General features: G+C 54.2%; 11 protein-coding genes. 2 read left to right on the top strand and 9 right to left on the bottom strand.

Annotated features, from left to right (window positions below):
* Positions 1-48: 48 nt before the first annotated feature.
* Positions 49-1,038, bottom strand: a complete 990-nt coding sequence (locus ABD949_RS12510; RefSeq protein ID WP_345243928.1) for a bile acid:sodium symporter family protein — start codon at positions 1,036-1,038, stop codon at positions 49-51.
* 106 nt (positions 1,039-1,144) lie between these two features.
* On the opposite strand from ABD949_RS12510, the gene ABD949_RS12515 reads away from it, so the two are divergent.
* Both ABD949_RS12515 and ABD949_RS12520 read left to right on the top strand, forming a co-directional pair.
* Positions 1,145-2,494 (top strand): glycoside hydrolase family 140 protein, encoded by a 1,350-nt coding sequence (locus tag ABD949_RS12515; protein ID WP_345243930.1) that lies wholly within the window; start codon positions 1,145-1,147, stop codon positions 2,492-2,494.
* 114 nt (positions 2,495-2,608) lie between these two features.
* Complete coding sequence (locus tag ABD949_RS12520; RefSeq protein WP_345243932.1) at positions 2,609-4,180, top strand: sensor histidine kinase; 1,572 nt, start codon at positions 2,609-2,611, stop codon at positions 4,178-4,180.
* A 77-nt stretch (positions 4,181-4,257) separates the two neighbouring features.
* Here ABD949_RS12520 and ABD949_RS12525 read toward each other — a convergent pair whose 3' ends face one another.
* The 8 genes from ABD949_RS12525 to ABD949_RS12560 form a co-directional block, all read right to left on the bottom strand.
* Positions 4,258-4,617, bottom strand: a complete 360-nt coding sequence (locus ABD949_RS12525; protein WP_425576748.1) for a heavy-metal-associated domain-containing protein — start codon at positions 4,615-4,617, stop codon at positions 4,258-4,260.
* 35 nt (positions 4,618-4,652) lie between these two features.
* The gene (locus ABD949_RS12530; RefSeq protein WP_345243933.1) at positions 4,653-6,128 is read right to left on the bottom strand and encodes a hypothetical protein; all 1,476 of its coding nucleotides are present in this window, start codon (positions 6,126-6,128) and stop codon (positions 4,653-4,655) included.
* A gap of 64 nt (positions 6,129-6,192) precedes the next feature.
* Positions 6,193-6,528, bottom strand: a complete 336-nt coding sequence (locus tag ABD949_RS12535; protein WP_345243935.1) for a four-helix bundle copper-binding protein — start codon at positions 6,526-6,528, stop codon at positions 6,193-6,195.
* A gap of 206 nt (positions 6,529-6,734) precedes the next feature.
* Positions 6,735-7,313, bottom strand: a complete 579-nt coding sequence (locus ABD949_RS12540; protein ID WP_345243937.1) for a helix-turn-helix domain-containing protein — start codon at positions 7,311-7,313, stop codon at positions 6,735-6,737.
* Positions 7,313-9,601, bottom strand: coding sequence for a TonB-dependent receptor (locus tag ABD949_RS12545; protein ID WP_345243939.1), 2,289 nt, complete (start codon positions 9,599-9,601; stop codon positions 7,313-7,315). Before ABD949_RS12545 ends, ABD949_RS12540 begins: the two co-directional genes overlap by 1 nt.
* Before the next feature lie 83 nt (positions 9,602-9,684).
* Positions 9,685-10,137: an HYC_CC_PP family protein gene (locus tag ABD949_RS12550; RefSeq protein ID WP_345243941.1), complete on the bottom strand. Its 453-nt coding sequence runs from the start codon at positions 10,135-10,137 to the stop codon at positions 9,685-9,687.
* Between the two features lie 246 nt (positions 10,138-10,383).
* Entirely contained in the window at positions 10,384-11,187 is an 804-nt protein-coding gene (locus ABD949_RS12555) for a mycofactocin-coupled SDR family oxidoreductase (RefSeq protein ID WP_345243943.1), read from the bottom strand.
* 29 nt (positions 11,188-11,216) lie between these two features.
* On the bottom strand, positions 11,217-11,762 hold the full coding sequence (locus tag ABD949_RS12560) for a hypothetical protein (RefSeq protein WP_345243945.1): 546 nt from the start codon (positions 11,760-11,762) through the stop codon (positions 11,217-11,219).
* Between the last annotated feature and the right edge of the window lie 165 nt (positions 11,763-11,927).

Genomic DNA, 11,927 nt, shown 5'->3' on the forward strand with positions numbered 1-11,927 from the left:
AACCAACAGCAAAACGCCCCAACTTTCGAAGCTGGGGCGTTTTGCGTTTTAAACCTTAGCAGCCGGTGCAGGTGCCGGCTCAACTACTTCTTTAGGCGGGCGCTGGCTCCAGTAGGTGGCCAGTAACGAACCGGTCATGTTCATGATCGGGCCAAAGAGGGCCGGTGCCAGACCTACCGTGGCCACTTTACCCATTTGTAGGGCCAGACCAGAGGCCAGACCCCCATTCTGAAGACCAACTTCTATGGCCACCGTCCGGCTGCTCTGTTCGTCCAGGCGCATCAGGCGGGCACCGGTGTATCCCAACAGGAAACCGGTCAGGTTATGCAACAGGACACACAAGGCCAGCGTCCAGCCAACGGTCAGCAGGCTCTCGCGACCGGCAGCCGTGATGATCCCCACGATCAGCACAATACCGGCCATTGAGATCAGCGGCATTACCCGGTTCAGCACGACCGCTGATTTATGAAAAATCCGGTTCAGGATTAAGCCGACCACCACCGGCAGAATCACAATTTTCATAATGTCCAGCATCATGGCCCAAAAGCTAACGGCAATAAACTCACCAGCCAGTAACTTCATCAGCAAAGGCGTCATAAGTGGGGCCATGATGGTAGCCACCGAGGTAATGGTAATGGACAACGCTACGTTCGCTTTTGCAATATAGCTCATCACGTTGGAGGCAAGGCCGCTAGGGGAGCAGCCGATCAGAATCACCCCGGCGGCAATTTCGGGCGGAAAGCCAAACGAAGCGGCCAGCAAATAGCCCACACCGGGCATAATGGTAAACTGACAGATTAGCCCGATGATTACGGCTTTGGGCTGCTTCACTACTGCCTCAAAATCCTTGACGGCCATAGTCGTACCCATGCCCAGCATAATGATTTGCAGCAGCGGAACAATGAGGTTTTTAAGCTGGAAACCACCTATTTCGATAAACGGCTGGGGAAATGTCAGGGCTAACACCACCACAGCAAGAATCAGCGCCGTATAGATCAGATTACTATACGACGACTTCGTATTGGTTTCAGATTTCATCAGTAAATGGGTAAGAGTTCTGTGTTTAGGAATCAGGAATACCGTAAAAATACAAGGAATGCCGACTTTTACCCGCTCCAGCTCTTTTTTTCCACCAACTATATTTTTGTGGCTATTACTCGCAGGAACTACGCTTCAGGCACAAGTCTCCCTCCCTCGCCTGCAGGTATCCCTTAATGGCCGTTATCTCGCTCAGGAGTCCGGCAAACCGTTTTTTTACCTCGGCGACACCGCCTGGGAACTGTTCAATAAACTCGATAGCGCTGAGGCCATCCGCTACCTCAACGACCGGGCGGCTAAGCGATTTACCGTTATCCAGTCGCACTTCCTGACGCTCAAATCAGACTGGCGAAATACCTACGGCGAACTCCCCTTCCTGAACGGCGATTTCGATACACCCAACGAACGCTACTGGCGGCATGTCGATTTTATTGTAAAGGAAGCCACCAACCGGGGCTTATACCTGGCGGTCGTACCGGCCTGGTGTCTGTTCTTCATTGAAAAACCAGATGCACCGCTGTACGCCGATTCGGCCAGAGCCTACCGCTACGGCCGTTTTCTGGGTGAACGCTACAAAGACTTTCCCAACTTCATCTGGGTACTCGGGGGTGACAAACGTCCTACCCGCCACGCCATTTACCGCAACCTGGCCAGCGGCCTGACTGATGCCTACGCCCACGGCGACCCCTACCGCATTCTGCTGACCTACCACCCGCCGGGTGGCACCCACCGGCCGCCGGCTACCTCTACCGGCGAGTTCTACCACGAAGAACCCTGGCTGGACTTTAACATGATTCAGTCCGGCCACCGGGTAACTAACCGCAACTATGAACGCATTACGGAAGATTACGCCCGCTTCCCGATAAAGCCAACCCTGGACGCAGAACCTTGCTACGAGCAACATCCGCAGCTCCATAAATACGAAAATGGCGCTTTTTCGGCCTGGCACGTAAGGCGTCGGGGCTGGTGGTCGGTCCTGGCCGGCGGCTGCGGCTTTACCTACGGCGGCAACGGCATCTGGCAGATGGAAAAGCCGGGCCAGATCTTTCTGCCCACGCACTTTAAGGACTACTGGTACGATGCCCTTCAGTACGAAGGAGCCGGGCAGATGCAGCACCTGCGGTCGCTGGTTGAGAGACTGGGGCTCGACCGGATGGTGCCGGACTCCACGCTGCTACGTTCCCCCGGTGGCACGGTCGATGACCGGGTTCAGGCAGCGCGTGACGAAGCTTATGAGTTTGTCGTAGCGTATATCACGGATGGGCGCCCCATTGCACTGGATTTAACCCGGTTATCCAGCAAACGCCCTGGCGGCTATTGGTTCAACCCTCGCACCGGGCAGGAAACCCCTATAAAGCGTATAGAACCAGGAGTCCAAACCGTTTTTAACCCACCCACTGCCGGTGCCGAAAACGATTGGGTGCTGGTAGTCGGTAAAGTAAAACGGCCGAAGTAACCATGTTTCTCCGATTTTGACGTTAATACAATAAGAAAAGTGCAGTTAAATAGAGTTTAATTGACTGGTTCTATAACTTAGGCTGGAGAATTCAGAAAGTATTTGCCCGTGCTCTTGTCCCCGACAACAAATAGTGACTCTTTTGCTCTGCTGGTACAGAGCCTGCACGAATATGCCATCTTTATGCTCGACACGGCGGGCACAATCACGTTTTCCAATCCAGGTGCCGGACCGGTCTATGGCTACGCGCCTGACGATTTAATCGGTAAATCCATTCTGATTTTTCAGCCTGCTCAGACCTCAGACCAGACAAAGCAGGCGCCTGAATTAGCGTCGGCATTAGCCAATGGCCAGTACAGCGAGGAAGGCTGGCAGCTCCGCAAAGACGGCCGGCGCTTCTGGGCCAGTGTGCTGATAACGCCCATCTATACGGAAGAGCAGCAGTTGCTGGGGTACTCACAGGTTGTCCGTGATCTGACCCGCCGTAAAGAAACCGAAGACGCCCTGAAACAAAGCGAAGAACGGTACCGGCTAATGGTCGAAGCCGTCAGGGACTACGCCATCTTCATGCTCGATCCTCAGGGGCACATAGTTAGCTGGAACGAAGGAGCCAAGCGCCTGAAAGGGTATCTGGCGGAGGAAATTATCGGGAAACATTTCTCAGCTTTTTACACGCCGGAGGACCTGGCAGCGGGAAAACCCGGCCGGGAGCTCGAAATAGCAAAGGCCACGGGAAAATACGAAGAAGAAGGCTGGCGGCTTCGGAAAGATAGTTCGTTATTCTGGGCTAATGTCGTTATCACGGCCTTGTTCAACGCGGAAAACAAGCTAATCGGCTTTACAAAAGTTACCCGTGACCTCACAGAACGCCGACAGGCCGAGCGGGCCCTGAAAGAGAGTGAGGAACGCTTCAGAACCCTTGCCCATGAATTAAGTAGCGCCAATACTGAGCTTGGGCGTGCCAATAAGGAACTGGAGGTTTTTGCCTATGTCGCATCGCATGATTTGCAGGAGCCCCTGCGCAAGATTCAGGCATTCGGCGACATTTTGCAGAATCAGTTTTCGGAGCAGCTAACTCCGGAGGGGACCAGTCTGATTCAGCGGATGCAATCGGCCGCCAGCCGAATGAATACGCTCATCAAAGATTTGCTGACCTACTCCCGTATCAGCCGGGAAGATCAGCCCTTCGACGCCATAGCACTCAACCGGACTGTCGATGGAGTGCTGAACGATCTGGAAACAGTAATTCGGGAAAAGCAGGCCGATATACAGGTAGGAACTTTACCAACCATCAACGGCAATGAGCTGCAACTGCGACAGTTGTTTCAGAATCTGCTCTCCAATGCCCTGAAGTTTGCGCAGCCGGATCAGGTCCCCCAAATCAGCATTAAGAGCAATCCTGTTCCACTGAAACAGTTACCGGTTCCTCTTACAGGCCGAAAAGGCGAATGGGTAGCCATTGACGTAACCGATAATGGTATCGGCTTCGATACAAAATACAAGGACCGGATTTTTCAGATGTTTCAGCGGCTGCACACCCGCAGTGAGTACCCCGGCACCGGCATAGGTCTGGCTATCTGCAGGAAAGTGGCCGAGAATCACGGTGGTGCGATTGCCGTAAACAGCGAACCGGGACACGGCACCACCTTTACGGTATATGTGCCGGTCGCCGGTCGTGAAAAGTAGTTAAATGGTTCATTAGTTGATTGGTCTGCTGGTTCTATCTAACGAACCAATTAACCACTCAACCACTCAACCCTCTATTAATGGTGCCCGTGCTCTTTGCTGTCTTTTTTGCAGCAGGACGGCAGTTTGTTGTAGCCTTTTTCGTCGGCAGTTATCTCGTCGGCATCGTAACCGCTCTTCGAGATGTTTGCCTTTATTTTAGCCGCATCGGTTTTTTTCGGATTGTATTTCACCGTAACGACTTTATCGTCCAGGTTCAGGTTCGACTCCTTCACGCCTTTCTCAAACGCCAGGTTACGCTCGATGCGCTCTTTGCACATCTCGCAAATGGCCGATGTCTTGATCTTCACCTCTTTCTCTTTGTCGTCAGTAGTCCGGAAAGCCGTTCCGGTGGTCAGCATCAGGGTGGCAATTAGCCCAAACAACAGGTTTTTCATGTATAAGAAACGGTTTACGTGGTTTATTTCGTGTATTACATTGTCCGGGGAGAACTCATCCGGCGGCCTCCCGTCAGCATCGGCATGGCCGAGGGCGTGATACGCAGGTAGATCTGCCCTGATAACGGTGTTTTGCCGTATAATGGTTCCAGCGCTTTTTCGGGCATACTACCGGTCAACTGAGCCCCCAGCACCAGGTCGGTGTTGGCGTAGCGCACCAGGCGGTAATTCATGCCCAGCGTCAGATTATTGATGGTCAAATGATGCTGGCCGCCTACCTGATCGTCTACCAGCGATAATTCCTCAGGTGATTTCGTGATGTTCTCGAACCGGCCATATAGCGCTACCCTGTTTAGTTGCAGACTGGTTTCAGCCAGATACGAATGATCGCTGTGATCGTCGGAGGCATTCATTCCCCACACCAGCGCCGACGATACGTACCGATCAGCGCCACCCAGCGAAATGCCGTGTAGCACAGAGGCCGTGGTCCGGGTTACGTTTTCGTCCGGCTCCACTGACTCAGGACTTTTAATAAAACCCTGCGAGAACTGAAGTGCCAGCGACGGCGACGGGTTCACCGACAACCGGTACGAGTAGCTGTCGAAGCGCGGCCGGTCAAAACCGAGCCGCTGTTCATTGGGTTCGCGACCCGTGAAGCTGGACACCTCCACTTTGGCAATCTTGTACCGGAAGCCCGCCGTAGCTACCCCGTAGGTAATGTGCGTAGCATCCTGCCAATGGTGGCCCAGGGGTGAATCAGGGTTGTTAAAAGCCGAAATCCGGTGCATAAACGCCGGTGGCCCCAAAGCCGGTTCCCCCGGAAGTCCTACATAGATAAATGCATCGGTATTCGGGCTGAACGCATGGCTGTAGCCAACCGACAGCTCCGAAAACAGGTCGTGCTGGTGCTGCCGGTCTACCAAGCGCCGGCCTTTGTACGTCTCCCCCGATTGGAATACCAGCGGGTAGCCGTCCGGACTGACCGTCAGCGGGTCCAGCGACATCATCAGTTTAACGGAAAACAGTCCCCGCTGCCCCACATTCCGCTGCGCCATGCCCATAAACCAGTTGGGCGCATCGAATTGCGTAGCCCGGCCCCGCATACCGGGGTTGTTGAAGTTCTGATTGGTATGCCGCACAAACACGCTGTAGTGCAGCATATACATCCATCCTTTGTTCGAATGCCACATGTTCATGTACATCGGCGTCTGGTCGGGCATCCAGGCCGTACCCGATGCGTTCCGGTTCATGGGCAGATTGCGCGAATACAGGTGCGACATGGACATTGAGTGCTGTTCGCCCCCCATTGACCCATGGTTCATCGTGCTATGGTCCATCCCCTGGCGCATCGAATGATCCATGGTGCCGGCCGAGTCGATGGTTGTGGTCCGTTTCTGATTTTGCTGTGTGGGCTGCGTATGCCCCTGGTGATGCTCATGTTGGGCCAGCACCGGGCCGGTCAGGCCCAGAAGCGCCAGCCCGAACATTGCCTGCCGCAGATTACTTTTCATTGTTCAGGTTGTATTTAGTGGATGATTGGCGGTGAAGGAAGCCGGAAACCAGCTCCCTCATCGGTTATGCATTCGCCGACATATGGCGGCATTCGTCAGCGCACTTCTGACAGGCTTCGGCGCAGGCTTTGCAATGCGCATGGTCGTGCTGGCTGCACTCATCGGCGCATGCCTGGCAAACTTCGGCGCATACGGCCATAAACTGCCGCATAAATTGGGAATCACGGGCCGTCAGCCGGCCACACATGGTGCAGAAATCGGCGCATTCCCGGCAAAGCCGGATGCACTCGGCCATCATCTGCACATGATCCTCTTTCAGGCAGGCGGTAGCGCAATGTTCGCAGGCGGCCGCGCAATCAAAACAGGTGTCGACGTGGGAGCGATGTTCCATAGTTTCCATAACGTAAGCTGGTTTTTGGTTGATTACTAGACCGGAGCCAACTCTGGCCCTCAGCAGGATAACCCTTGTTTACCAAATTCGTCCCAATTTCTTAGTAACGGTCGGACGTTGGTCGGTGCATCGGCTTTATCCCTGGCGTAATTTGTCCATCAAAGGTAGCTAGCCGGCCTGACCGGATTTGTACAGGTATTGTGATCAGTTGTACATCATTTTGACTCCTGCACCTTGTCCAGTTCCGTGCGCAGCGGCTGCCGGACCTTCCGGAACTCGCCCGGTGTCATGCCGACTACCTGCCGGAACTGATTCGATAAGTGCTGGGAGCTGCTGTACCCCACCCGCCACGCGATTTCGCTCAGGGAGAGTTCGCCGTAGAACAGGTACTCTTTTACTTTCTCAATCTTTTGCAGAATAGCGTACCGTTCGATGGAGATACCCTCTACGGCCGAAAACAGATGACTCAGGTACGAGTAATCGTACCCGATCTTCTGCGCCAGAAAGTCGGACAGGTTCTGCTGCTCCGGGCGGTCCCGCCGGTTATGGTGAACCTCGTTGATGATGATGGATTTGATCTGTTCCACCAGCACCGTTTTACGGTCGTCGAGCAGTTCAAACCCGTTGGCCTGTAGGCCTGACGCTACCTGTTCCGTGCTGACTTCGGCGGGCCACTCGCTCACTATCACCTCGCCGAGCTGAACTTGTTGTACGTCCAGCCCGGCATCCGTCAATACCTGTTGCACCGCCCGTTTACAGCGGTCGCAGACCATGTTTTTGATGTACAGCTTCATCAGTACTTCAATTTATAGCGGAATCCGGCGTAGATCATCCGGCCGGTGATGGGCCCCCAGGCCCGCCCTGCCGCATCGAAATCGCGGCCAAAGGGATTCTGCGGAGCCACAATCGGGTCTAGTTGGCGGAAACCCGTTAGGTTTTCCCCGCCCAGGTAAAGTTCCCAGTCCCGGAACGCCTTGGATACCTGGGCATTGACGTTGTAGAAGCCGGGGGTATTTTCCCATATCATGTTCCGGTAGCTGTAATCGTGCGTATACTCGTGAGTCTCCAGGTCGTGGGCATCTTCCCGCTGCATGGTAGGAATCCGCCGGGGGCCGTTCCACTGCACGGTTAGGTCGAATTTCCACTTATCATACGGCAAGGCGTAGCCCGCGTTGAACAGCACCCGGTCGCGGCTGACCATCATGCGGGGCAGCAGCACACTCTCACCAAACGGGGCTCCCATCGACTGCCGGACATCAAACAGCCGGTACGCCAGCTTAAACTCCAGTCGTTTTGCGGGTTCGTAGTTGACCTCTGCCTGGAAGCTGTTGGAAAAGGACTGACCGTTCAGGTTGTAAAAATGCAGTTCGCCGGGATGCTCCAGATCGGCTATTAACTGGTTTTGGAAGTCGGTCCGGTAATAATCTACAATCAACGAAGCTTTCTCTCCAAATAGGTTGAACTCGTTGGTCAGGCTCAGGCCATAGTTCCAGGATACCTCCGGCCGTAACCGGCCTGTGAAGAAAACATACCGTGAACTGACCAGATAACCATAGTTTTCGGCCAGCGCGTTGGGAACCCGGAAGCCCCGGCCCGCCGAAGCCCGTAAAATGACGTTATTGTTCAGATCGTACTTCAGGTGCAACCGGGGCGTCAACTGCGTACCGAACAGGTTGTGGAAATCGGCCCGAGCGCCGGCTACCAGTGTAAACTTCTCCAGGTATTTGTAGGTATACTCCCCAAAAACACCGGGTACCGACTCGGTGCGGGTCATCAGGGTATCGCGGTAGCGTTCGCGATAATCATCCAGCAGGTAACTAATGCCTGTTTTGAAGGAATGATTGGTATTACCGATAATGGATTGGTAGATCAGATTACCGTACAGCGACTGCTGCCGGCCATCGTACGGAATATAGCTAAACCGGGAATTCTGATCATGGTGTACGGCATTCAGGATTAATCCCAAACCCTTGTAGGGCTGCTCCGGATACAGTTTGGCCGTTTTGGAAAACCATTCAAAACGGCGGGTTTCGTTGGTAAATGTATAGCGGACGACGCCCGGCGGAACACGCCGGGCTACCTGACCACCCAGCCGGTCCTCGTAAATGGCCTTCACGCCAAACTGCGTCATGAAACGCTCACTGGAATATTTGGCGCGCATGATGCCGTTATACTGTGTGTAGAGAGGCATGTCCATAAAGCCATCGCCGTTCTGATCGATCTGATTCCGCAGCGTGCTGGCGTGGCTCAGTACGCCCACGCTCCAACGGTCGTTCAGGGGTTTCGAAAGGTTCAGGTTACCCTCTACCCGTCCGAAGCTATTCACGTAGCCATTGGCATATACCCGTTCGCGGGCGTCTGGCTTTTGCAGTTCAACGTTGATTTGACCGGACATACCCTCATACCCGTTGACGACGGATCCTACGCCTTTGCCAATATCAATGGATGAGATCCAGGTACCCGGCACGTAGTTCAGGCCAAAGGTAGAGGCCAGTCCGCGTATGGTCGGAATGTTCTCAACATTGGTCTGCACATAATTGCCGCTCAGCCCAAGCATCTGAATCTGCTTGGCTCCGGTCACCGCATCGCCGTACGAAACACTAACCGATGCGTTGGTCTCGAAACTCTCCGACAAATTACAGCAGGCGGCTTTGGCCAGCGTACGGGTCGTCAGCAGTTCGGTCTGGATGGGCGACATCCGGTCGATCTGCGTTGTAGACGCCTGCACCACCACCTCCTGCAGCGTGGTTTCCGTGCGCAACGTCACCGACACCTCAGCAGCGGGATTAGCGATTGTCAGTGTATCGGGCCGGTAGCCGACGTAACTGACGACGAGCCGGTTTGTCCGTGACGTTGTGGCAATGGAAAAGCGACCGGATGCATCGGTCGACGTACCAAGCGTCGTACCTGCCCAGTAAATATTGGCACCGATCAGGGGCGTAAGCCGACCGCTAACCGTTTCCTGTACAGTGCCTTTAATGAATATTTCCGGAACGGGAACTGCCGGTATTGAATCAGTCTGTGCCCAGGCAGCCGGCACCAACAGGAAAGAAAAAAGAATATATGAAAGGAGCAATCTCATGAGAATCGTTGGTTGATAACTAGTAAAACACCAAAAGCCCATGTCCTGTCTATGGACACCGGCAAATCAGGCCTACCAACGATCTAAATCAGAAAGCTTTGCACAAACGCCAGCAACTCCCGACCGGACAAGGCAGGAGGTGGCGAAAAGAGAGAAATGGAATCGGAGAGTTCATCCGGGAAGAGCAGATTGACCAACCAGCTAACGACCACTGAAACGCCCATAAAGGCGGCTTCAGTAATGGACTTTAGGAGCTTGGCGATCAGTTGACTGAACGAAGACGAGAAATCTACGTTCGCGAACCGCTGTTCTTCCTTACAACAATCGGTTTTTTTGACCACAGTTTCGTGTTCATCTGCGGTTTGATGCGCCTTTACGCAGGCCTTGCAACCCTTTTTTTCTGCATTTTGCAGGCTTGCAAACACTTTTTTGCCACGAAGCTGACAAGAGTGCTCCACCAACCCGAATCCGGTGCTGCTAAACAGCACGACGCAGGCCATCAGGAGATTGAGTATCTTGAACAGTGTTTTCTTCATGACACCGCAAATTTCGGCATGTAGCCGGACATAAGCAAGCCAGGCAACTTTCTTTTTACTTTATGGTACTCCCGTTCGTCACCCGCTCGTCCGCGATTGTATCGCGAGACGGGCGAGGTCCGCGTCTGTAACGCGGGTATAAATTAAGCGTTGTCTATGCGGAAGGTAGTTGTTATTTAAAAGCAAATCGCGTCACAGACGCGGACCTCACCCGTCTCGCGATACAATCGCGGACGAGCGGGAGGGTTACCGCGTCAGCAAACCGGCATCCAGCACAAACTGGGAGCCGGTAACGTAGCGGGCTTTATCGGAAACGAGAAAGAGGACCATCGCGGAAACATCTTCGGGCTCAACCCAGGGTACCGGAAGCAGGTTGCCGGCCGAGCGTTCGGCAATTTCCTGCGGGGTAGCTCCTTCCAGCGCTGCCAGACCATCATTCATAGGTGTGTTGACGCCCGTCGGATGAATGGAGTTAACGCGAATGTTGTAGGGGGCCAATTCCAGTGCCCAGGATTTGGTCAGCCCGACCAGCCCCCATTTGGAGGCTGCATAATGGCTGAGCCGGTTCATGCCCCGCAGCCCGGCAATGGAGGAGTTGTTAAGAATAACGCCGGACTGCTGCGCCATCATCACCGGAATGACCCGCCGGGCTACCAGCCAGGCACCTTTCAGGTTTATATCCAGCATGGCGTCCCATTCATCTTCCGTCAGTTCGTGGGCCAGCCCGTAGGCGCAAATACCGGCATTGTTAAAGAGAATATCAATCCGCCCGAATGCCTCCCTGACTGCGTCTACCGCCCGGCTAACATCCTCGTCACGCCGAACATCGCCCTGGGCGGTGAGGCAGCGAACGCCGAGCGATTCACACTCGCGTTTTAAGGAATCCAACTCGTTTTCGGAACCCAGCGCGTAACCGGGATAGGCCAGGGGTTTGGCAATGTCGAATGCTACGATATGCGCACCGGCTCCGGCCAAAGCCACTGCAACCGCCCGGCCTTGCCCGTGGGCCGCTCCCGTGATGAAAGCAACTTTACCCTGTAAATCGCTCATAAATGAAGGGGGTCAGAGACGGCTGTACGCTAATAAACAGGTTTGGTTAACGGCAGATACGGATACAGGTATTCATCAATGTCAACGCGCAACGCGTTGCTGAATACATTGGTGGCGATCATCTGCCCGGCAAAGGCTACCAGCCGCACAACCTGCTCCGGTGTGTATCGCTGCTCAATTTCCTGATATAATTCATCGAGCACGTCGCCTTTGTTCTGCGCCATCTCACTGCCAAATCTCAGCAGCAGGCGCTCATCGTCGGACAGTTGCAGGTCTTCGGGCCGCTCGCCGTTCTGGACAATGATGCGCCGGAAGAACGTCGTACACAGGGGGCAGTCGGAGCCCTGCGAAATAGCGTGGGCGAAGAGGTAGGCCAGCCGGTTACCGACTATGGTTTTTACTTCTTCGTATAAGGGATACCACTGCATATAGACCTGAAACGCCAGCCGCGAATGGCTCAGCGTGGCTTTCATGTTGGTAATGCGGCTGCCGGGGTAGTCGGCGATGTGTCGTTCCCAATCGGCACGCAGGTCGTCAGATGCCTGGTCCTCGGGTAGAGGGTTAATGCGGGGCATTTTCGTTGAGTTTTTTTGATTTTGTCATTCCGTTTTTGTCATTCCGAGGAACGAGGAATCCCTCGGCACCGGCCTTTAGGTTTGTGGTGTAGTAAGATTCTTAGAAATAAGGTAGCTTACTAGAAGAATAACAGAGCGGGCTTGCCTATGGCATACCGGCCTGGC

The sequence above is a fragment of the Nibrella saemangeumensis genome (assembly GCF_039541915.1).
GTDB classification, from domain to species: Bacteria; Bacteroidota; Bacteroidia; order Cytophagales; family Spirosomataceae; genus Nibrella; species Nibrella saemangeumensis.